Raw genomic sequence first — 21,229 nt, 5'->3', positions numbered from 1 at the left:
GAATTCCTGGTGTAAATCGCTGACGCTTTCCGTGCGCCTGCTGAAAAGATCGCAGCCTGCGGCAGCTCCTACATTGATCGTATGCGCCGCGGACATCGTTGCCTGCCGCAACCCCTGTAGGAGCTGCCGCAGGCTGCGATCTTTTCGCTTTTTAATGCTTGAACATCACATGCCGAACGACGGTGTAGTCCTCCAGCCCGTACATGGACATGTCCTTGCCGTAACCAGACAGTTTCTGACCGCCGTGCGGCATTTCGCTGACCAGCATGAAGTGCGTATTCACCCAGGTGCAGCCGTACTGCAAGCGTGCGGACAAGCGATGCGCACGACCGACGTCCGAGGTCCAGACCGACGACGCCAGGCCGTAGTTCGAATCGTTGGCCCAGCCCAGAACCTGTGCTTCATCGGCGAATTTGGTCACCGACACCACCGGCCCGAACACTTCACGACGGACGATTTCATCGTCCTGTTGCGCGTCGGCCAACACCGTGGGTTCGAAGAAGAACCCATTGCCTTCCACAGCCTTGCCGCCGGTGATCAATCGGATATGCGGCTGCGCCACGGCACGTTCGACAAACCCGGCCACGCGGTCGCGGTGTTGCGCGGTAATCAACGGGCCCAGTTCGGTCGACGGATCATCCTGCAAACCGTACTTGATGCTGCTGACCGCTTCGCCGAGCTTCTCGACGAATTTGTCGTAGATGCCTTCCTGCGCGTAGATGCGGCAGGCGGCGGTGCAGTCCTGGCCGGCGTTGTAGAAGCCGAAGGTGCGAATGCCTTCCACGGCGGCGTCGATGTCGGCGTCGTCGAAGATGATCACCGGGGCTTTGCCGCCCAGTTCCATGTGCATGCGTTTGACGCTGTCGGCGGTGCTGGAAATGATGTTCGAACCGGTGGCGATCGAACCGGTCAACGAGACCATGCGCACTTTCGGGTGTGTGACCAATGGGCTGCCGACCGTAGGACCACGACCGAACACCAGGTTAAGCACGCCGGCCGGGAAGATTTTCGACGCCAGTTCCGCCAGACGCAGCGCGGTCAGCGGGGTTTGTTCCGACGGCTTGAGCACCACGGTATTACCCGCCGCAAGGGCCGGGGCGATTTTCCAGGCGACCATCATCAGCGGGTAGTTCCACGGTGCGATGGACGCGATCACGCCCACTGGGTCGCGGCGGATCATGGAGGTGTGGCCCGGCAAGTATTCACCGCCCGCCGAACCGCTCATGCAACGGCTGGCGCCGGCGAAGAAACGGAACACGTCGGCAATTGCCGGGATCTCGTCGTTCAGCGCGGCGTTGTAAGGCTTGCCGCAGTTGTCCGATTCCAGTTTGGCCAGCTCTTCGCCGTGGGCTTCGATGGCGTCGGCGAGTTTGAGCAGCAGCAGCGAACGTTCTTTCGGCGTGGTTTGCGACCAGCCTTCGAAGGCGCTGTCGGCAGCACGCACGGCGGCATCGACCTGGGCTTCACTGGCTTCGTTGATTTCCACCAACACACGACCGAGGGCCGGGTTGAACACCGGTTGGGCGGGGCCTTCGCCGTCGATCAGTTGGCCATTGATCAAGAGTTTGGTTTGCATGGCTTTGTCCTCTTCAAAACTATTGTTGTTCTTCTGTGGAAACCGAGCCCCCTGTGGGAGCGAGCTTGCTCGCGAAAGCGGTGTGTCAGTCACCATCAATGTTGAATGTGATGGCCTCTTCGCGAGCAAGCTCGCTCCCACATTTGATCCGGTTCCTACAGTGAGTCAGTTACTTACCGCCACTGCCCGCAACGCTCTCACCGCCACGGGTCAGGTAATAGGCGCCGAGGATCGGCAGCATGGTCACCATCATCACCAGCATCGCGACGACGTTGGTCACCGGCACGTCCCGTGGGCGACTGAGCTGGTTGAGCAGCCACAGCGGCAGGGTGCGTTCATGGCCGGCGGTGAAGGTGGTGACGATGATTTCGTCGAACGACAGGGCAAACGCCAACATGCCGCCGGCCAGCAACGCCGAGCCGAGGTTCGGCAGGACGATGTAGCGGAAGGTCTGCCAGCCATCGGCGCCGAGGTCCATCGAAGCCTCGATCAAACTGTGAGAAGTGCGACGCAGGCGGGCGATGACGTTGTTGTAGACGATCACCACACAGAAGGTCGCGTGGCCGACGATGATGGTGAACATCCCCGGTTCGATCCCCAGCGTCTTGAAGGTCGCCAGCAACGCGATACCGGTGATGATCCCCGGCAAGGCAATCGGCAGGATCAGCATCAGTGAGATGCCTTGCTTGCCGAAGAAATCCCGCCGGTACAACGCCGCCGATGCCAGCGTACCGAGGACCAGCGCAATCAACGTCGCGACGGAAGCGATTTGCAGCGACAGCTTGATCGCTTCCAGTACGTCGGGCCGCGAGAACGCCACGCCGATCCACTTCAGGGTGAAGCCCTTGGGCGGAAAACTGAACGCCGCATCTTCGGTGTTGAAGGCGTACAGGAAGATGATCAGGATCGGAAAGTGAAGAAACACCAACCCGCCCCACGCTGCGATGCGCAGGCCGAGCGAGGCTTTCTCCCCGTGCGTTTCTGGCCTTTGTTTTTTAGAGCGCATCGAAGGCCCCCAGTCGTTTCACGATAGTCAGGTAAATGGCGATCAACACAATCGGCACCAACGTGAAGGCCGCGGCCATCGGCATGTTGCCGATCGCGCCTTGCTGGGCGTACACCATGCTGCCGACGAAGTAGCCCGGCGGGCCCACCAGTTGCGGCACGATGAAGTCGCCCAGGGTTAGCGAAAAGGTGAAGATCGAACCGGCCGCGATGCCCGGAATCGACAGCGGCAGAGTCACTTGCATGAAGGTCTGGCGTGGCTTGGCGCCGAGGTCGGCCGAGGCTTGCAGCAATGAGGGTGGCAGACGTTCCAGCGAGGCCTGGATCGGCAGGATCATGAACGGTAGCCAGATGTAGACGAACACCATGAACCGGCCCAGGTGCGAGGTCGACAAGGTGCTGCCGCCGACACCCGGAATGCCCAGAATGAACTGCAAGACCGGCTCCAATCCAAGGTGCTGGACGAACCACTGCGCCACGCCGCCCTTGGCCAACAGCAAGGTCCAGGCATACGCCTTGACGATGTAACTGGCCCACATCGGCATCATCACCGCGATGTAGAAAAACGCCTTGGTCTTGCCGGTGGTGTAGCGCGCCATGTAGTAGGCGATCGGGAACGCGACGATGGCGCTGGCGATCGACACGACGACGGCCATGCTCAAGGTGCGCAGGATGATGTCGAAGTTCGACGGCTGGAACAGGGCAGCGAAGTTCGCCAGGGTCAGCTCAGGCGTGACCGCCATGGTGAAGTCGTCGAAGGTATAGAAGCCTTGCCACAGCAGCACCAGCAGCGAGCCGAGATAGATCGCGCCGAACCACAGCAGCGGCGGTACCAGCAGCAGCGACAGGTAAAAATTCGGCCGGCGATACAGCAGGTTGGAAAACCTGCGCAACGGCGAGCCGCCGGTCGGGGTTTGAGGGATAGCCACGCTGTTCATCTCACACCCCGCCGACAACGTTGTCGTGCAGCGGGATCATCGCTTCCCGTGCCCAGCGTGCGCTGATGCGTTGTCCGGTCTGATGTTGCGCGCTGACGTCCAGCCACTGGACGTTGGCCTGGCTGATGTTCAGGGTCTGGCCGTTTTCCAGTTTCAGTTCATAGCGCGTGGCGCTGCCTTGGTACTGAATGTCATGGAGCAAACCGCTGACTTCGATTTCATGGCTGGCCAGCGGCCCTTCGGCGAAACGCACATGTTCCGGGCGAATCGAAAACGGCTGTGGATTGCCGCTCAATTGTTTCGCCAGATCGCCGCGAATCACGTTGGAGGTGCCGACGAATTCGGCGACAAAGGTTGTCGCCGGTTTCATGTAGAGGTTGCGCGGGGTATCGACCTGCTCGATGCGCCCCTTGTTGAACACCGCCACACGATCCGACATCGACAGCGCTTCGGTCTGGTCGTGGGTGACGAAGATGAAGGTGATGCCGAGCTGGCGTTGCAGCTTCTTCAGTTCACCCTGCATTTGCTCGCGCAGCTTCAAATCGAGGGCGCCCAACGGTTCATCGAGCAGCAGCACTCGCGGCCGATTGACCAGGGCGCGGGCCAGGGCCACACGCTGCCGCTGACCGCCGGACAGCTGCACCGGTTTGCGCTCGCCATAACCGCCGAGGGCGACCATGTCGAGGGCTTCTTCGGCGCGTCTCTGGCGTTCGGTTTTGCCGACGCCTTTGACTTTCAAACCGTAGGCGACGTTGTCGAGTACGTTCATGTGCGGGAACAACGCGTAATCCTGGAACACGGTGTTCACGTCACGCTGATACGGCGGCAGCCCGGCGGCTTCTTCGCCATGAATACGGATAGAGCCTGCACTCGGTTGTTCGAAACCGGCGATCAGGCGCAGACAGGTGGTTTTGCCCGAACCGGAAGGGCCCAGCATGGAAAAGAACTCGCCGTCCTGGATATCGATGGAAACCCGGTCAACGGCCTTCACTTCGCCGAACTGACGGGAAACGTTGGTGAACTGGACTGCAAGCGTCATGGTGCGGTGCTCCAAAAAGGCGAGGGTCTCGCGGCGGCCTTGCCTGGACTTCTGAAAATCTGAATCGTTGCGGTGTACGCGACCTGCTTTTAGCGCCCTCTCCCTCCGGGAGAGGGCGGGGGGTGAGGGCCGCGGTGTCGGTCATTCCCAAGAGTCGAGGCGGAGTCAAAAACCACCCCTCACCCCAGCCCTCCCGAAACGTCGGACCGCCCCACAGGGGAGAGGGGGGAAGGGAGTTGACCGTGTCGTGCTTGAGGGCTTAACGGCCGCCCATGATCGCGATGTAGTCCTGGGTCCAGCGGCTGTACGGCACGAATTTGCCGCCTTCAGCCTGCGGGGTTTTCCAGAAGGCCAGGTTCTCGAATTGGTCGTAACCATTGGTTTTGCAACCCTCGGCGCCGAGCAATTCGCTCTCCTTGCACCCGGCCGGAACCGACGGCAGCGAACCGAACCAGGCCGCCAGGTCACCCTGGACTTTGGGTTGCAGCGACCAGTCCATCCACTTGTAGGCGCAGTTGGGGTGCTTGGCTTCGGCGTGGAGCATGGTGGTGTCGGCCCAACCCGTTGCACCTTCTTTTGGAATGACCGAGGCAACCGGCTGCTTGTCCGCCACCAGGCCGTTGACCATGTAGCCCCAGGTGCTGGACGCCGCGACGCCTTCGTTTTTGACGTCACTCATCTGGACCGTTGCGTCATGCCAGTAGCGGTGGATCAAGGGCTGTTGCTTGCGAAGCAGGTCCAGCGCCGCTTTGTATTGCGCTTCGTTGAGCTGGTACGGGTCTTTGATGCCCAGCTCCGGCTGTTTCGATTTGAGATAAAGCGCCGCATCGGCGATATAGATCGGGCCGTCGTAGGCCTGGACCCGACCCTTGTTGGACTTGCCGTCCGGCAGGGTTTGCTCTTCGAACACCACGCTCCAGCTGTCCGGCGCCGTTTTGAAGATATTGGTGTTGTACATCAACACGTTCGGGCCCCATTGGTACGGGGTGCCGTAGGTTTGCTTATTGACGACGTACCACGGGCCGTCCTTGAGGCGAGGGTCAATGTTCTTCCAGTTCGGGATCAACGCCGTGTTGATCGGCTGCACACGCTTGCCGGCGATCAACCGCAGGGAGGCGTCGCCGGATGCAGTCACCAGGTCATAACCACCCTTGGACATCAGGCTGACCATCTCATCGGAAGTGGCGGCTGTCTTGACGTTGACCTTGCAGCCGGTTTCCTTTTCGAAGCCGGTGACCCAGTCGTAGGCCTTGTCGCTTTCGCCACGTTCGATGTAGCCAGGCCAGGCCACAATATCCAGCTGACCTTCGCCGGCACCGACGGCTTTCAGCGGTTCGGCGGCCTGGATACTGGCACTGGCCAGCAGCGCCGTGGTGATTGCACTGAGCAGTGCGGTCTTGTGCACGAACATGGGGTTTCCCTCTTCTTTAATTATGGTCGGGGCAGTTTTGAACGTGGTGAAGCATGCCGTTAGCGGCTTGTTATAAGCGTAGTCAGAGATGCTGTCCGTGGCGGGCCATGATGTGCCGCACCACGCTGTAGTCCTGGAGCGAATCGCTGGATAAGTCTTTGCCGTAGCCCGAACGCTTCAGGCCGCCGTGGGGCATTTCGCTGACCAGCATGAAATGGCTGTTGATCCAGGTGCAGCCGTACTGCAAGCGCGCCGCGACCTGCATCGCCTTGTCCAGGTTCTGGGTCCAGACCGAGGAGGCGAGGCCGTATTCCGAGTCGTTGGCCCAGTCCACGGCTTGTTCGAGCTGATCGAAACGGGTCACGGTGACCACCGGCCCGAACACTTCGCGCTGGACGATCTCGTCGGTCTGCTTACAACCGGCCAGCAACGTCGGCTGGTAATAGAAGCCGGCACCGGAATGCACCGCCGCGCCGGTCACCCGTTCGATGTGCGGCTGGCCGAGGGCACGCTCGACGAAACTGGCCACGCGATCACGCTGGCGGGTGCTGATCAGCGGGCCGATCTCGTTGTCGGCGTCGCGCTTGCCGGCGAACCGCAGGCTGCTGACCGCTGCGCCGAGTTCGGCCACCAAGCGATCATGAATCCCGGCCTGTGCATAAATTCGGCAGGCCGCGGTGCAATCCTGGCCGGCGTTGTAATAGCCGTAAGTGCGCACGCCTTCGACCACGGCTTGAATGTCCGCATCGTTGCAAACGATCACCGGGGCCTTGCCGCCGAGTTCGAGGTGAGTGCGCTTCAGGGTTTTCGCCGCGGCTTGCAGGATTTTTTGCCCGGTGACGATATCGCCGGTCAGCGACACCATGCGCACTTTGGGATGACTGACCAAGTGACTGCCGACGCCTTCACCGCCACCGCAAATGATGTTGATCACACCGCGCGGCAGAATCTCGGCCAGCGCGGGCGCCAGGGCCAGAATCGACAGCGGCGTGTGTTCGGACGGCTTGAACACCAGTGTGTTGCCGGCCGCCAGGGCCGGGGCGATTTTCCACGCGGCCATCATGATCGGGTAATTCCACGGCGCAATCGAGGCGACCACGCCAATCGGATCGCGGCGAACCATGCTGGTGTAGCCCGGCAGGTATTCGCCGCTGAGCTGGCCCGTCTGACAGCGCACGGCGCCAGCAAAGAAACGGAACACATCGACTGTGGCACTCAAGTCATCCTGACGCGCCAAGTGCAACGGCTTGCCGCAGTTCAGCGATTCGAGACGGGCGAGGAGGTCGGCTTGTTTTTCGATCGCGTTGGCGATGTCCAGCAACAGGTTCGAGCGTTGTTGCGGTGTGGTCCGCGACCAATCGGCAAAGGCGCGGTGGGCGGCGAGGATCGCGGCTTCGACTTGTTCGGTGCTGGCTTCGGCGATGTGAGTCAGCACTTCCCCGGTGGCCGGGTTGAGGATCGGTTCGACAAACCCCTGGCCCGCGACCAATTCGCCATCGATCAACAACGCGGTGAACAACGGGGTCTGTGCACCAGCCATTTTTCGGGTTCTCTTTTCTTGTGTGGCCATGCTGCTCCCTGTGACTGGGGCCGGGCCGTCTTATAGATGTACCAAGACTAGGCGCCGCACCCGAGGTCGACAAATACTAAATACTGAAGGTGGCGTTCGATTAAATAGATGGCTTGCGCCCGCCGTGGGGCTGCTCGCGGGCGACGGTCAGGAACGGGTCCACCAATGCTGGGCGCGCGGTGCCGCGACGCCAGGCCAGGCCGACATCGAGGGTTTGACTAAGGTCGGCAATCGGGCGCGCTTCGATGATGTCGCCCTCCAGTGACCATGGGCGATAAGTCATGTCGGGCTGGATCGACACGCCCAATCCCGCTGCCACCAGGCTTCGCACCGCTTCCGTCGACGCCGTTCTCAAGGTGATGCGCGGCTGCAGCGAGGCCGCCGACCACATGCGTTGCGCATTGCGATCCATTTCATCGACGTTCAGTTGAATCAACGGTTCGCGGGCCACGTCGGCGAGGTTGATGCTGTCGTGTTCCAGCAGCGGATGCTGGGCTGGCAGCCATAACCGATGCGGCGAGTGGGTCAGCACTTCGGTCTGCAAGGCGTGGCGGTCTTCGAGGTTGGAGAGGATCAGCACGCCAACATCGATCTCGCCGCTGACCAGCAAATGCTCGATGTAAGGGCGCTCATCTTCCATCACCCGGATCTCGACGTTGGGGTAGGCGCGCTGGAAACGGGTGAGTAGATCCGCAAGGTAATAACCGGCCACCAGGCTGGTCACACCGATGATCAACTGCCCGGCGACCTGATCGGTGCTCTGTTGCAGGCTGCGTTTGGCGTTGTCCACCGTCGCCAGAATCAGGTGCGCCTGGCGTAGGAATTGGTGGCCCTGGTGGGTCAACGTCATGCCCTTGGCGTGACGGTTGAACAGGCCGACGCCGATTTCCTGCTCCAGTTGCTGGATGGCCAGGGTCAAGGTGGACTGAGAAATGAACGCGGTTTGCGCGGCGGCGGAGATTGAGCCGGTCTCGGCCACGGCGATGAAGTGACGGATCTGACGCAAGGTCATCATGGAGAAAGTACCCGGTGGGCGGTTTTTATAGATTTGCTTGAGTGTATATCTATTTTTCTGAAGGGTCGTGGTCAGATGAACGGTGCTGCGCAACATCTCGAAGCACTCTCGCCCCCGAATGCCGGGCACTTTCGATCTAGGCTGGTGGCCTTATTGATCCGGTTAACCCCTTTTTTGGAGGCGGAAAATGAACACGCGTGGATTGCTCGATCAGCTACTCAAGTCCGGTCAGGACATGTTGCAGAACAAGGCCGGCGGCTCACAAAACAAGACCTCCGGCGGTGGTTTAGGCGGATTGCTCGGCGGCAGCGGCGGTTCGGGCGGCCTCGGCAGCCTGCTTTCGGGCGCAGGCGGCGGTGCGTTGGCGGCAGGTGCCATGGGCCTGTTGCTCGGCAGCAAAAAGGCGCGCAACGTCGGCGGCAAAGTCGCCATCTACGGCGGCCTCGCGGCGCTCGGCGTCATTGCCTACAAGGCCTACGGTAATTGGCAGGCCCAGCAGGGCACTGCGCCGAAGACTGAGCCGCAAACACTCGACCGTCTGCCTCCAGCGCAAGTCGAATTACATAGCCAGGCAATACTCAAGGCGCTGGTTGCGGCGGCCAAAGCCGATGGCCACGTTGATGAACGCGAGCGTGCATTGATAGAAGGCGAATTCACCAAACTCGACAACGATCAGGAATTGCAACAGTGGCTGCATGCCGAACTCAGCAAGCCGCTCGACCCGACAGAAGTCGCCCGCGCTGCCAGCACGCCGGAAATGGCTGCCGAGATGTACATCGCCAGCGTGATGCTGGTGGATGAGGAGAGCTTCATGGAGAAGTCCTACCTGGATGAACTGGCGCGTCAGTTGAAGCTTGAGCCGGGGTTGAAGGCTGAGTTGGAGAAGCAAGTTCGCCAGGCTTCTATCTAAGCGTTGTTTAAAAAAGCGCGTTCCGAGAGGGCTCTGGGTAACCTCGATCCACTGGAGTCGGTGTGCAGTCAGTTAATCCGCGTCATCGTTCTTCGCGAGCAGGCTCGCTCCCACATAGATCGTGTCCGTTTGGATAACTCGGTCGAGTGTGGGAGCGAGCCTGCTCGCGATGGCATTTTCAGCAGCACCACAGATTTTATTGTCATTCCACGACCCGTTTCTTCCGATTTACCCCTGGCAACAGTCTTATAGATGAAACACAGCCCTCGGCTATACTCCGCAGCATTTGAACCGCACCCGAGGACTGACTGTGAAGAACTGGACGTTGCGCCAACGCATCTTGGCGAGCTTTGCGGTGATTATCGCCATCATGCTGCTGATGGTCGTCGTCTCGTATTCCCGGCTGTTGAAGATTGAAACCAGCGAAGCCAGCGTTCGTGAAGACGCGCTGCCTGGGGTGTATTACAGCGCCATGATTCGTGGTGCCTGGGTCGACAGTTTCATCCTGACCCAGGAAATGCTTGGTTTTAGGGAAGGGCAGGGCATCAGCACTGAAGATGCCGCAGACTTCAAATCCTTTGAGGTGCATCTGCACGAGCAGATGAATAACTATCGCGGCACCATCACCACGGATGAAGACAAGGTCGAGTACGCCGACTTTGAAAAGCGCTATGACAATTACAACAAGGCCCTGGCTGCCGTGCTCGATTTGCATAAACGCAATCAGGAAGCCGAAGCCATCAAGATGTTCAACGAGCAACTGACCCCGGCCTGGACCGCCGGTCGAATGAAGCTCAATGACATCATCCGCGAAAATAAAACGCTGGCCGACCAGGAAATCGCGAACATCGATGACGCCGTGGACACCGCGAAAGTCATCATGGGCATCTCCCTGCTGATCGCGGTGCTGGCCGCCGGCCTCTGCGGTCTGCTGTTGATGCGCGCAATCATGGCGCCGATGAACCGGATCGTCGAAATTCTCGAAGTCATGCGCGCCGGTGATCTCAGCAACCGCCTGAACCTGGAACGCAAGGACGAATTTGGCGCCGTCGAAACCGGCTTCAACGACATGATGACCGAGCTGACGTCCCTGGTGTCCCAGGCCCAGCGTTCCTCGGTGCAGGTCACCACCTCGGTGACCGAGATCGCTGCCACCTCCAAGCAACAGCAAGCGACCGCCACCGAAACCGCCGCCACCACCACCGAAATCGGCGCAACGTCCCGTGAGATTGCGGCCACTTCGCGGGATCTGGTGCGCACGATGACCGAAGTCTCCACCGCCGCCGATCAGGCCTCGGTGCTCGCCGGTTCCGGGCAGCAAGGCCTGGCGCGGATGGAAGAGACCATGCACTCAGTGATGGGCGCGGCTGATCTGGTCAACGCCAAACTGGCGATCCTCAATGAGAAGGCCGGCAACATCAATCAGGTGGTGGTGACCATCGTCAAGGTCGCCGACCAGACCAATCTGCTGTCGCTCAACGCGGCGATTGAGGCCGAAAAGGCCGGTGAGTACGGCCGCGGTTTTGCCGTGGTCGCCACCGAAGTGCGGCGTCTGGCGGACCAGACCGCCGTCGCCACGTACGACATCGAGCAGATGGTGCGCGAGATCCAGTCGGCGGTGTCGGCCGGGGTCATGGGCATGGACAAGTTCTCCGAAGAAGTGCGCCGCGGCATGTCCGAGGTGCAGCAAGTCGGCGAGCAGTTGTCGCAGATCATCCATCAGGTTCAGGCATTGGCGCCGCGGGTGTTGATGGTCAACGAAGGCATGCAGGCCCAGGCCACGGGCGCGGAGCAGATCAACCACGCGCTGGTGCAGTTGGGCGATGCCAGCAGCCAGACCGTCGAGTCCCTGCGCCAGGCCAGTTTCGCCATCGACGAACTGAGCCAGGTGGCCGTAGGGCTGCGCAGCGGCGTTTCGCGATTCAAAGTCTGATGAGCGAACCCACGGCCAAACGCATCGCCGTGAAGCCGGCGCTGCAATCATTGTTTCTGGTGTTCCGCATCGGCAATGAGCGCTATGCCCTGCAGGCCATTGAGGTGGCGGAAGTGCTGCCGCGTCTGCCGTTGAAACCGATTCCTCGCGCGCCGGACTGGGTGGCCGGGGTGTTCGCCTACCGCGGCGCGGTGGTGCCGGTGATCGACCTCAGTGCGCTGACGTTCGGCCAACCGGCCCAGGCCCGCACCAGCACCCGCTTGGTGCTGGTCCATTACCGTCCGGATGAAACCGTTGAAGCGCAATTGCTCGGGCTGATTCTGGAGCAGGCCACCGATACCTTGCGCTGCAACCCGGCGGATTTTCAGCCCTATGGCCTCGACAATCGTCAGGCGCCATACCTCGGGCCGGTGCGTGAAGATGCCCAGGGTTTGCTGCAATGGGTGCGGGTCGCCGACTTACTCGACGATCAGGTTCGCGCGCTGCTGTTTCCGTCGCAGCCTCTGAACCTGGCGCTGCTTGAGGAGCGGCCATGAGCAGTGATCAACGGTTTTTCGATTTCCTCAAAGAGCGCATCGGTCTCGACGTGACCTCGGTGGGGCCTGCGATCATCGAGCGTGCGGTGCGCCAGCGCAGCACGGCGTCCAAGGCGCTGACGGCCGATGAGTACTGGCACACCTTGCAGGGTTCGCAGGACGAGCAGCAGGCGCTGATCGAAGCAGTGATTGTTCCCGAGACCTGGTTTTTCCGTTACCCGGAATCCTTCGCCACGTTGGCGAAACTGGCCACCAAACGCCTGAGCGACATCAACAACATGCGCGCGCTGCGGATTCTCAGCCTGCCGTGTTCCACTGGTGAAGAGCCGTATTCCATCGCCATGGCGTTGCTCGATGCCGGGTTACAGCCGCACCAGTTCAAGGTCGAAGGCATGGACGTCAGCCCGTTGTCGGTGGAAAAAGCCCGGCGCGCGCTGTACGGCAAGAATTCGTTCCGGGGTCAGGACATCGCCTTTCGCGACCGGCATTTCAGCGCTGAAGGTGAGGGCTATCGCCTCAGCGGGCGAGTGCTTGAACAAGTGCGTTTGCAGGTCGGCAATCTGCTGGATCCGACGTTGCTGGCCAGCGAGCCGCCGTATGACTTTGTGTTTTGCCGCAATCTGCTGATCTATTTCGATCAGCCGACCCAGCAGCAAGTGTTCGAAGTGCTCAAGCGTTTGACCCATGTGGATGGCGTGCTGTTTATCGGCCCGGCCGAGGGCAGTTTGCTCGGCCGTTTTGGCATGCGTTCGATCGGCATCCCGCAGTCCTTTGCGTTCAGTCGTCAGAGCGCACCAGAGCCTGCGCCCATTGCGACGTTCGTGCCGACGCTTCTGCCCGTGCGCCAACCGGTGCGCAGCGTGGCGCCGCCGCCCGTTCTCAGTCGGCCCTTCGCAACGGTAGCGCCGCTACCTGTCGTGACGAAAGTCGCCAACCCGGACACCGCCGCGCTGCTGGCGAACATCGCCGCGCTGGCCAACGAAGGCAAAAGTGCCGAGGCCCGCGCCGCGTGCGAGAGCTATTTGCGCAGTCATGAACCCGTGGCCCAAGTCTTCTACTGGCTGGGCTTGCTCAGCGATGTCGCCGGCAGAGTCCTTGAGGCTCAGGGTTTTTATCGCAAGGCGTTGTACCTCGACCCGCAACATCCCGACGCGTTGATGCACCTGGCGGCGTTGCTGCAATCCTTGGGCGACACGGCGGGAGCCAGACGATTGCAGGACCGCGCCGCCCGCAGCGAGCGCGCCGCTGACAGTGAGCGTAACCGATGAACGCCGCCGACACCTTTAGCCTCACCCATGAAGATGCCCAGGCCATCGACGACTGCTGGAACCGCATCGGTATCCACGGCGACAAGTCCTGCCCGCTACTGAGCGATCACATTCACTGCCGCAATTGCGCGGTGTATTCGGCGGCGGCTACGCGCTTGCTCGACCGCTACGCGTTACAGCAGGAAGACCGAGGGCAAGTCTCCAGGACGGTCGAGAGCGAGGTGAAGACCCGTTCGCTGCTGATGTTCCGCCTGGGCGAAGAATGGCTGGCCCTGGCCACTCGCAGTCTGGTGGAGGTGGCGCCGCTGCAAGCGATTCATTCCCTGCCGCACCAACGCTCCCGGGCCTTGCTCGGTGTGGCGAATGTGCGCGGCGCGTTGGTGGCGTGCCTGTCGCTGGTGGAATTGCTCGGGCTCGACGGCGCCAGCCGCGTGGCGTCCGGCGCGCGGGTCATGCCGCGAATGCTGATCATTGCCGCTCACGGCGGACCGGTGGTGGTACCGGTGGATGAAGTGGACGGGATTCACGCCATCGACGAAAGCATCCTCGAGGCGGCGTCCCGCTCCGGCACCCAGGCCAGCGCCAAATACACCCGTGGCGTGTTGCAATTCAAAGGTCGCAGCCTGCGGTGGCTGGATGAAGAACAGCTGTTGTCCGCCGTGACCCGGAGCCTTACATGACCCCCGAGCAAATGCGTGACGCCTCTTTGCTGGAACTGTTCAGTCTGGAAGCCGAGGCCCAGACGCTGGTGCTGAGCGCAGGTCTTTTGGCGCTGGAGCGCGACCCGACCCAGGCCGATCACCTCGAATCGTGCATGCGCGCGGCGCACTCGCTCAAGGGCGCGGCGCGGATTGTCGGCGTCGATGCCGGGGTCAGCGTCGCGCATGTGATGGAAGATTGCCTGGTCAGTGCCCAGGAAGGGCGCCTGTACCTGCGGCCCGAGCACATCGATGCCTTGTTGCAAGGCACCGATTTGCTGATGCGCATTGCGACACCGGACAACAACCCTGAACGGGTGGAAATCGAGGCCTATGGGGTGTTGATGGCGCGGTTGCTTGATCCGATGGCGGCGCCCGCGCCGGTCACTGCGCCTGTCGCCTCAGTGATGGCGGAACTTCAGCTCGAACCACCGACGCCCAAGGTCGAGGTGCTAATCCCGGTCGCCGAACTGCAACCCGCAGAGCCGCCGCGCAAGGCTAAACGCACCACCGAAAACGGCGAGCGGGTACTGCGAGTCACGGCCGAACGCCTGAACAGCCTGCTTGACCTGTCGAGCAAATCCCTGGTGGAAACCCTGCGGCTAAAACCGCACCTGGCCACCATGCAACGCCTCAAGCGTATGCAGAACAAAGGCCTGCGGGCCCTGGAAAACCTCAACGTCCACCTCAAGGAACATGCCTTGAGTCTGGAAGCACAAGAAGCCCTCGATGACGCGCGTCGGCTACTGGCTGAGTCTCAGCAATTGCTGGTGGAAAAGAACGCCGAACTGGATGAGTTCGCCTGGCAGGCCAGTCAACGGGCGCAAGTGTTGTACGACACCGCGCTGGCCTGCCGCATGCGGCCGTTTGCCGATGTGTTGGCCGGGCAAGAGCGCATGGTCCGCGACCTCGGTCGCAGCCTCGGCAAGCAGGTGCGACTGGAGATCGAGGGCGAAAAAACCCAGGTCGACCGCGACGTGTTGGAGAAACTTGAAGCACCGCTGACTCACCTGCTGCGCAATGCCGTGGATCACGGCATCGAATCCCCGGAGCAACGGCTATTAGCGGGTAAACCCGCGGAAGGCCTGATCCGTTTGCGCGCTTCCCATCAGGCCGGTCTGTTGGTGCTGGAACTGAGCGATGACGGCAATGGCGTCGATCTGGAAAAGGTCCGCCGTAGCATCATCGAACGCCAATTGTCCCCGGCCGAAACCGCCGCGCAGTTGAGCGAAGAAGAGCTGCTGACCTTCCTGTTTCTACCGGGTTTCAGCCTGCGCGACACGGTCACCGAAGTCTCCGGGCGCGGCGTCGGACTGGATGCGGTCCAGCACATGGTCCGCCAGGTGCGCGGCGCTGTCGTGCTGGAGCAGACGGCGGGCGAGGGCAGTCGCTTCCATCTCGAAGTGCCGCTGACCCTGTCGGTGGTGCGCAGTCTGGTGGTGGAAGTGGGTGACGAGGCGTATGCCTTCCCGCTGGCCCACATCGAACGAATGTGCGATCTGGAGCCGGCGGACATTGTCCAGGTCGAAGGCCGTCAGCATTTCTGGCACGAAGGTCGGCATGTCGGGCTGGTCGCGGCCAGTCAGCTGTTGCAGCGTCCGGCGAGCCAGAACAGTCAGCAAACCCTCAAAGTGGTGGTGATTCGCGAGCGCGAGGCGATTTACGGCGTGGCGGTGGAGCGTTTTATCGGCGAGCGGACGTTGGTCGTTTTGCCTCTGGACGAGCGTCTGGGCAAGGTGCAGGACATTTCCGCCGGGGCCTTGCTCGACGACGGTTCGGTGGTGCTGATCGTCGACGTCGAAGACATGCTGCGTTCGGTGGACAAACTGCTCAATACCGGGCGTCTTGAGCGCATTGCCCGTCAAGGCAGCCAGGCGGTTGAAGCGGCTCGAAAACGGATTCTGGTGGTCGACGATTCGCTGACCGTGCGTGAGCTGCAACGTAAGTTGCTACTCAATCGAGGCTACGACGTGGCGGTGGCGGTGGACGGAATGGATGGCTGGAACGCCTTGCGATCGGAGGATTTCGATCTGCTGATCACCGACATCGATATGCCACGCATGGATGGCATCGAACTGGTGACTTTATTGCGTCGGGACAATCGCCTGCAATCCCTTCCGGTTATGGTGGTGTCTTACAAGGATCGTGAAGAGGACCGTCGCCGTGGACTGGACGCTGGAGCCGACTATTATCTAGCCAAAGCCAGTTTTCATGACGACGCCCTGCTTGACGCGGTGGTTGAGCTCATTGGAGGAGCGCGAGCATGAAAATAGCGATCGTCAACGACATGCCCATGGCGGTGGAGGCCTTGCGCCGCGCCTTGGCATTCGACCCGGCGCACGAGGTGGTCTGGGTTGCCAGTAATGGGGCCGAGGCGGTGCAGCGTTGCGCTGAAAATACGCCGGATCTGATTCTGATGGACCTGATCATGCCCGTGATGGATGGCGTGGAGGCGACCCGGCGGATCATGGCGGATACTCCGTGCGCAATTGTCATCGTTACGGTCGACCGCGAGCAGAACGTGCATCGGGTGTTTGAGGCCATGGGCCACGGCGCACTGGATGTGGTCGATACGCCGGCCATCGGTGCCGGCAATGCTCAAGAGGCAGCGGCCCCGTTACTGCGCAAGATCATAAACATCGGTTGGCTGATCGGTGACCGGGGCAATCGGGAGCGAGCCGCCCCGAGCCCGCTGCGCAGTTCGGCTTCGCGCCAGCACCTGATCGCCATTGGCTCATCGGCAGGTGGGCCGGCCGCGCTGGAAGTATTGCTCAAGGGGTTGCCGCGAGATTTTTCGGCCGCCATCGTGCTGGTGCAGCATGTTGACCAGGTGTTCGCTGCCGGTATGGCCGAATGGCTCAGCAGCGCCAGCGGACTGAATGTGCGCCTGGCCCAGGAGGGCGAGCCTCCGCAGGCCGGCGCGGTGCTGCTGGCGGGCACCAACCACCATATTCGCTTGTTGAAAAACGGCACGCTGGCCTACACCGCCGAACCGGTCAACGAGATCTACCGGCCCTCGATCGATGTGTTCTTCGAGAGCGTGGCCAATTACTGGAATGGCGATGCCGTGGGTGTTTTGCTCACCGGCATGGGACGCGATGGCGCACAGGGGCTTAAACTCATGCGCCAACAGGGCTACCTGACCATCGCTCAGGATCAGCACAGCAGTGCAGTGTATGGAATGCCGAAGGCGGCAGCGGCCATCGATGCGGCGATGGAAATCCGCCCACTGGACAAGATAGCGCCACGATTGCTGGAGATATTCCCCAAATGAAGAATTTTCACAGCAATCCTGGACCAAGTAGTACTCAGGTGACTGCTCATGAATGAATTACAGCTCGACGACTTCAAAACCGACGAAAACGCCGCCATGGTGTTGTTGGTGGACGATCAGGCAATGATCGGCGAGGCGGTGCGCCGCGGGTTGTCGAACGAAGATAACATCGACTTCCACTTCTGCTCCGACCCGCACCAGGCCATCGCCCAGGCGATCCGCATCAAGCCGACGGTGATCCTCCAGGATCTGGTGATGCCCGGTCTTGACGGCTTGAGCCTGGTGCGCGAGTACCGCAATCATCCGGCGACCAAGGACATCCCGATCATTGTCCTGTCGACCAAGGAAGACCCGCTGATCAAAAGCGCGGCGTTTGCAGCCGGGGCCAATGATTACCTGGTCAAGTTGCCGGACAACATCGAACTGGTGGCGCGCATTCGCTATCACTCGCGCTCCTACATGACGTTGCTGCAGCGTGACGCAGCGTATCGCGCGTTGCGGGTCAGCCAGCAGCAGTTGCTCGACACCAACCTGGTGCTGCAACGCTTGATGAACTCAGACGGCCTGACCGGGCTGTCGAACCGCCGGCATTTCGACGAATACCTGGAGCTGGAGTGGCGCCGTTCGCTGCGTGACCAGAGTCAATTGTCGTTGCTGATGATCGATGTGGATTACTTCAAGTCTTACAACGACAGCTTCGGCCACCTTGAAGGCGATGAAGCCTTGCGCAAAGTGGCTACGGCGATTCGTGATGCCAGTGCGCGACCTTCGGACCTGCCGGCCCGTTACGGCGGCGAAGAGTTCGTTCTGGTGCTACCCAATACGTCGCTGGGCGGTGCCCGGCTGGTGGCGGAAAAACTGCGCCAGACCGTAGCTTCGCTAAAGATTCCGCATGTTTTCCCGGTCGAAGGTTCGAGCCTGACCATCAGCATCGGCCTGTCGACCATGACCCCGCAACCGGGCGGCGATTGCCGTCAATTGATCTCGGCGGCGGATAAGGGGCTGTATCTGGCGAAGAACAATGGGCGTAATCAGGTGGGGATTGAGTGAAATTTAAATCGACCCCTCATCGGATCGCCGCCCGCCCATCCCTCTCCCCTCGGGGGAGAGGGGGAAAGGGAGCCGATCTCCATGGTTTTCGAGGTCCTGAGTTCAGCTCGGTAATTCAGGTCGATGTAGCTCGAAGAACGCCTCGGTCAGTCCCCTCTACCCTCTGGGGAGAGGGTTAGGGTGAGGGGAGCGATCTCAAGCCAGGCAAATAACCTCAATCCATTCGCCCCTAAAGCCGCCAGGCGGGCTGCCGTGACAGCCTGATTACGTTATACTCGCCGGCTTTCAAAAGTTCGCCAACGAGTGCTGCCCGCCATGGAAATCAACCCGATCCTTAACAGTATCAAGGACCTGTCCGAGCGCTCCGAAACTATTCGGGGGTATCTTTGACTACGATCAAAAGCATGAGCGTCTGACTGAAGTCAATCGCGAGCTTGAAGATCCGAATGTCTGGAACAACCCGACGTACGCTCAGGAGCTGGGCCGCGAGCGGTCCCTGCTGGCTCAGATCGTCGAAACCCTCGACGAAATGCACACAGGCCTGGCCGACGCCAAAGACCTGCTGCTGATGTCCGCCGAAGAAGAAGACCAGGCCGCCGTCGATGACGTCGCTGCTGAAGTCGAGCGTCTGCGCGAGTCCCTGGAAAAACTCGAATTCCGTCGCATGTTCAGCGGTGAGATGGACGCCAACAACGCCTACCTGGACATCCAGGCCGGCTCTGGCGGCACCGAGGCTCAGGACTGGGCCAACATCCTGCTGCGCATGTACCTGCGCTGGGCCGACAAACGCGGTTTCGACGCGACCATCATGGAACTGTCGGCCGGTGAAGTCGCCGGTATCAAAGGCGCCACGATCCATATCAAGGGCGAATACGCCTTTGGCTGGTTGCGTACCGAAATTGGCGTGCACCGTCTGGTGCGCAAGAGCCCGTACGACTCCGGTAACCGTCGCCACACCTCGTTCTCGGCCGTGTTCGTGTCGCCGGAAATCGATGACAACATCGAAATCGACATCAACCCGTCGGACCTGCGCATTGATACCTACCGCTCCTCCGGTGCCGGTGGTCAGCACGTAAACACCACCGACTCGGCCGTCCGTATTACGCACGTACCGACCAACACCGTGGTCAGTTGCCAGAACGAACGCTCCCAGCACGCGAACAAAGACACCGCGATGAAAATGTTGCGGGCGCGCTTGTACGAGCAGGAAGTGCAGAAACGCAACGCCGCCTCCCAGGCCCTGGAAGACACCAAGTCGGACATCGGCTGGGGTCACCAGATTCGCTCTTACGTGCTCGATCAGTCGCGAATCAAGGATTTGCGTACTAACGTCGAACGCAGTGACTGCGACAAGGTGCTCGACGGCGACATCGACGAATACCTGGTGGCCAGCCTGAAGCAAGGCCTGTAAACCGCCAGTCAAGACCTTAAGTCCCCTGCTACCCGCGGGGGCAACGAACCTGTGATGGAATCTTTAAAGACATGAGCGACCTAGAACTCGACCCGCAAGCCCTGCAACAGGAAGAAAACTCCCTGATCGCCCTGCGCAAGGAAAAGCTGGCTGCCGAGCGCGCCAAGGGCAATGCCTTCCCGAACGACTTCCGCCGCGACAACTACTGCGAAGACTTGCAGAAACAGTACGCGGACAAGACCAAGGAAGAGCTGGCAGAGGCTGCAATCCCGGTCAAGGTTGCCGGTCGCATCATGCTCAACCGTGGCTCGTTCATGGTGATCCAGGACATGACCGGTCGCATCCAGGTTTACGTCAACCGTAAAACCCTGTCCGAAGAAACCCTGGCCTCGGTGAAAACCTGGGACATGGGCGACATCATTGCAGCCGTTGGCACCCTGGCCCGTTCCGGCAAGGGTGACCTGTACGTTGAAATGACTGAAGTGCGCCTGCTGACCAAGTCCCTGCGTCCGCTGCCGGACAAACACCACGGTCTGACCGACACTGAACAGCGCTATCGTCAGCGCTACGTTGACCTGATCGTCAACGAAGACGTGCGCCAGACCTTCCGCGTACGGTCGCAAGTGATTGCGCACATTCGCAGCTTCCTGATGCAACGTGACTTCCTGGAAGTGGAAACGCCGATGCTGCAAACCATTCCGGGTGGCGCGGCGGCCAAGCCGTTCGAGACTCACCACAATGCGCTGGACATGGAAATGTTCCTGCGTATCGCGCCTGAGCTGTACCTCAAGCGCCTTGTTGTTGGCGGCTTCGAGAAAGTCTTCGAAATCAACCGCAACTTCCGTAACGAAGGCGTTTCGACTCGTCACAACCCTGAATTCACCATGTTGGAGTTCTACCAGGCTTACGCCGACTACGAAGACAACATGGACCTGACCGAAGAGCTGTTCCGCGAGCTGGCGCAGCTGGTTCTGGGCAGCACCGACGTGCCTTACGGCGACAAAGTGTTCCACTTCGGCGAACCGTTCGTGCGTCTGTCGGTGTTCGACTCGATCCTCAAGTACAACCCTGAGCTGACCGCTGACGACCTGACTGACATCGAAAAGGCCCGCGCCATCGCCAAGAAGGCCGGCGCCAAGGTGCTGGGCTTCGAAGGTCTGGGCAAATTGCAGGTGATGATTTTCGAAGAGCTGGTAGAGCATAAGCTGGAGCAGCCGCACTTCATCACTCAATACCCGTTCGAAGTGTCGCCGCTGGCCCGTCGTAACGACGACAACCCGAACGTCACCGACCGTTTCGAACTGTTCATCGGTGGCCGCGAAATCGCCAACGCCTACTCCGAGTTGAACGATGCGGAAGACCAGGCCGAGCGCTTCATGGCTCAGGTGGCTGACAAGGACGCCGGCGACGACGAGGCCATGCATTACGACGCCGACTTCGTTCGCGCGCTGGAGTACGGCATGCCGCCAACCGCCGGTGAAGGTATCGGCATCGACCGTCTGGTGATGCTGTTGACCAACTCCCCGTCGATCCGCGACGTGATCCTGTTCCCGCACATGCGGCCACAAGCGTAAGTGTTTCAATAAAAAAGCCGC

Annotated in this window: 17 protein-coding genes; 10 read left to right on the top strand and 7 right to left on the bottom strand. The window is 60.8% G+C overall.

Annotation, left to right across the window (positions count from 1 at the left end):
- Positions 1–151: 151 nt before the first annotated feature.
- The 7 genes from EAH74_RS08945 to EAH74_RS08915 form a co-directional block, all read right to left on the bottom strand.
- Positions 152–1,576 carry a gamma-aminobutyraldehyde dehydrogenase gene (locus EAH74_RS08945; protein WP_140677723.1) on the bottom strand — a complete coding sequence of 475 codons (1,425 nt, stop codon included), beginning with the start codon at positions 1,574–1,576 and terminating at the stop codon, positions 152–154.
- Between the two features lie 169 nt (positions 1,577–1,745).
- Positions 1,746–2,582: an ABC transporter permease gene (locus tag EAH74_RS08940; protein WP_129441525.1), complete on the bottom strand. Its 837-nt coding sequence runs from the start codon at positions 2,580–2,582 to the stop codon at positions 1,746–1,748.
- Positions 2,572–3,519, bottom strand: coding sequence for an ABC transporter permease (locus EAH74_RS08935; RefSeq protein ID WP_140677721.1), 948 nt, complete (start codon positions 3,517–3,519; stop codon positions 2,572–2,574). Before EAH74_RS08935 ends, EAH74_RS08940 begins: the two co-directional genes overlap by 11 nt.
- Before the next feature lies 1 nt (position 3,520).
- Positions 3,521–4,558, bottom strand: coding sequence for an ABC transporter ATP-binding protein (locus EAH74_RS08930; protein WP_140677720.1), 1,038 nt, complete (start codon positions 4,556–4,558; stop codon positions 3,521–3,523).
- A gap of 259 nt (positions 4,559–4,817) precedes the next feature.
- Positions 4,818–5,969 (bottom strand): putative ABC transporter substrate-binding protein YdcS, encoded by a 1,152-nt coding sequence (gene ydcS / locus EAH74_RS08925; RefSeq protein WP_123365764.1) that lies wholly within the window; start codon positions 5,967–5,969, stop codon positions 4,818–4,820.
- Positions 5,970–6,051: 82 nt separating this feature from the next.
- A complete protein-coding gene (locus tag EAH74_RS08920) occupies positions 6,052–7,539 on the bottom strand; it encodes a gamma-aminobutyraldehyde dehydrogenase (RefSeq protein ID WP_140677719.1) in 1,488 nt (495 codons plus the stop codon).
- Positions 7,540–7,639: 100 nt separating this feature from the next.
- Positions 7,640–8,554: a LysR family transcriptional regulator gene (locus EAH74_RS08915; RefSeq protein WP_008072897.1), complete on the bottom strand. Its 915-nt coding sequence runs from the start codon at positions 8,552–8,554 to the stop codon at positions 7,640–7,642.
- A gap of 187 nt (positions 8,555–8,741) precedes the next feature.
- Here EAH74_RS08915 and EAH74_RS08910 point away from each other — a divergent pair, with 187 nt between their 5' ends.
- The 10 genes from EAH74_RS08910 to lysS all read left to right on the top strand — a co-directional run bounded on the left by EAH74_RS08910 (position 8,742) and on the right by lysS (position 21,208).
- Positions 8,742–9,464 carry a tellurite resistance TerB family protein gene (locus EAH74_RS08910; protein ID WP_140677717.1) on the top strand — a complete coding sequence of 241 codons (723 nt, stop codon included), beginning with the start codon at positions 8,742–8,744 and terminating at the stop codon, positions 9,462–9,464.
- A 310-nt stretch (positions 9,465–9,774) separates the two neighbouring features.
- A complete protein-coding gene (locus EAH74_RS08905; protein WP_140677716.1) occupies positions 9,775–11,397 on the top strand; it encodes a methyl-accepting chemotaxis protein in 1,623 nt (540 codons plus the stop codon).
- A complete protein-coding gene (locus EAH74_RS08900) occupies positions 11,397–11,933 on the top strand; it encodes a chemotaxis protein CheW (protein ID WP_140677714.1) in 537 nt (178 codons plus the stop codon). Before EAH74_RS08905 ends, EAH74_RS08900 begins: the two co-directional genes overlap by 1 nt.
- Complete coding sequence (locus EAH74_RS08895; RefSeq protein ID WP_140677712.1) at positions 11,930–13,201, top strand: CheR family methyltransferase; 1,272 nt, start codon at positions 11,930–11,932, stop codon at positions 13,199–13,201. Before EAH74_RS08900 ends, EAH74_RS08895 begins: the two co-directional genes overlap by 4 nt.
- Positions 13,198–13,881: a chemotaxis protein CheW gene (locus EAH74_RS08890; protein WP_140677710.1), complete on the top strand. Its 684-nt coding sequence runs from the start codon at positions 13,198–13,200 to the stop codon at positions 13,879–13,881. The genes EAH74_RS08895 and EAH74_RS08890 overlap by 4 nt, the downstream gene beginning before the upstream one ends.
- Positions 13,878–16,166, top strand: a complete 2,289-nt coding sequence (locus tag EAH74_RS08885; RefSeq protein ID WP_140677708.1) for a hybrid sensor histidine kinase/response regulator — start codon at positions 13,878–13,880, stop codon at positions 16,164–16,166. Before EAH74_RS08890 ends, EAH74_RS08885 begins: the two co-directional genes overlap by 4 nt.
- On the top strand, positions 16,163–17,173 hold the full coding sequence (locus EAH74_RS08880; protein WP_140677706.1) for a chemotaxis response regulator protein-glutamate methylesterase: 1,011 nt from the start codon (positions 16,163–16,165) through the stop codon (positions 17,171–17,173). Before EAH74_RS08885 ends, EAH74_RS08880 begins: the two co-directional genes overlap by 4 nt.
- Positions 17,174–17,221: 48 nt before the next feature.
- Complete coding sequence (locus tag EAH74_RS08875; RefSeq protein ID WP_140677705.1) at positions 17,222–18,223, top strand: response regulator; 1,002 nt, start codon at positions 17,222–17,224, stop codon at positions 18,221–18,223.
- A gap of 315 nt (positions 18,224–18,538) precedes the next feature.
- Positions 18,539–19,634 (top strand): peptide chain release factor 2 gene (gene prfB, locus EAH74_RS08870; protein WP_140677704.1). Its coding sequence is split into 2 segments (ribosomal slippage): positions 18,539–18,610 and positions 18,612–19,634, totalling 1,095 coding nucleotides; the frame shifts between segments, so codons are not numbered across the junction.
- A gap of 71 nt (positions 19,635–19,705) precedes the next feature.
- The gene (gene lysS, locus EAH74_RS08865) at positions 19,706–21,208 is read left to right on the top strand and encodes a lysine--tRNA ligase (protein ID WP_140677702.1); all 1,503 of its coding nucleotides are present in this window, start codon (positions 19,706–19,708) and stop codon (positions 21,206–21,208) included.
- The last annotated feature ends 21 nt before the right edge of the window (positions 21,209–21,229 follow it).

Origin of the sequence: Pseudomonas mandelii (genome assembly GCF_006438925.1) — a bacterium.
GTDB classification, from domain to species: domain Bacteria; phylum Pseudomonadota; class Gammaproteobacteria; order Pseudomonadales; family Pseudomonadaceae; genus Aquipseudomonas; species Aquipseudomonas mandelii_C.
The sequence above is the reverse complement of the archived record's forward strand: the minus strand, read 5'-3'. Positions and strand labels throughout refer to the sequence as shown.

What these genes read in the sequence shown, in the direction of transcription:
- lysS (WP_140677702.1), top strand. Translation starts at nt 19,706, where the DNA reads ATGAGCGACCTAGAACTCGACCCGCAAGCCCTGCAACAGGAAGAAAAC.
- EAH74_RS08945 (WP_140677723.1), bottom strand. Translation starts at nt 1,576, where the DNA reads ATGCAAACCAAACTCTTGATCAATGGCCAACTGATCGACGGCGAAGGC.
- EAH74_RS08930 (WP_140677720.1), bottom strand. Translation starts at nt 4,558, where the DNA reads ATGACGCTTGCAGTCCAGTTCACCAACGTTTCCCGTCAGTTCGGCGAA.
- EAH74_RS08900 (WP_140677714.1), top strand. Translation starts at nt 11,397, where the DNA reads ATGAGCGAACCCACGGCCAAACGCATCGCCGTGAAGCCGGCGCTGCAA.
- EAH74_RS08910 (WP_140677717.1), top strand. Translation starts at nt 8,742, where the DNA reads ATGAACACGCGTGGATTGCTCGATCAGCTACTCAAGTCCGGTCAGGAC.
- EAH74_RS08915 (WP_008072897.1), bottom strand. Translation starts at nt 8,554, where the DNA reads ATGATGACCTTGCGTCAGATCCGTCACTTCATCGCCGTGGCCGAGACC.
- EAH74_RS08935 (WP_140677721.1), bottom strand. Translation starts at nt 3,519, where the DNA reads ATGAACAGCGTGGCTATCCCTCAAACCCCGACCGGCGGCTCGCCGTTG.
- EAH74_RS08880 (WP_140677706.1), top strand. Translation starts at nt 16,163, where the DNA reads ATGAAAATAGCGATCGTCAACGACATGCCCATGGCGGTGGAGGCCTTG.
- EAH74_RS08890 (WP_140677710.1), top strand. Translation starts at nt 13,198, where the DNA reads ATGAACGCCGCCGACACCTTTAGCCTCACCCATGAAGATGCCCAGGCC.
- ydcS (WP_123365764.1), bottom strand. Translation starts at nt 5,969, where the DNA reads ATGTTCGTGCACAAGACCGCACTGCTCAGTGCAATCACCACGGCGCTG.
- EAH74_RS08885 (WP_140677708.1), top strand. Translation starts at nt 13,878, where the DNA reads ATGACCCCCGAGCAAATGCGTGACGCCTCTTTGCTGGAACTGTTCAGT.
- EAH74_RS08895 (WP_140677712.1), top strand. Translation starts at nt 11,930, where the DNA reads ATGAGCAGTGATCAACGGTTTTTCGATTTCCTCAAAGAGCGCATCGGT.
- EAH74_RS08875 (WP_140677705.1), top strand. Translation starts at nt 17,222, where the DNA reads ATGAATGAATTACAGCTCGACGACTTCAAAACCGACGAAAACGCCGCC.
- EAH74_RS08940 (WP_129441525.1), bottom strand. Translation starts at nt 2,582, where the DNA reads ATGCGCTCTAAAAAACAAAGGCCAGAAACGCACGGGGAGAAAGCCTCG.
- EAH74_RS08920 (WP_140677719.1), bottom strand. Translation starts at nt 7,539, where the DNA reads ATGGCCACACAAGAAAAGAGAACCCGAAAAATGGCTGGTGCACAGACC.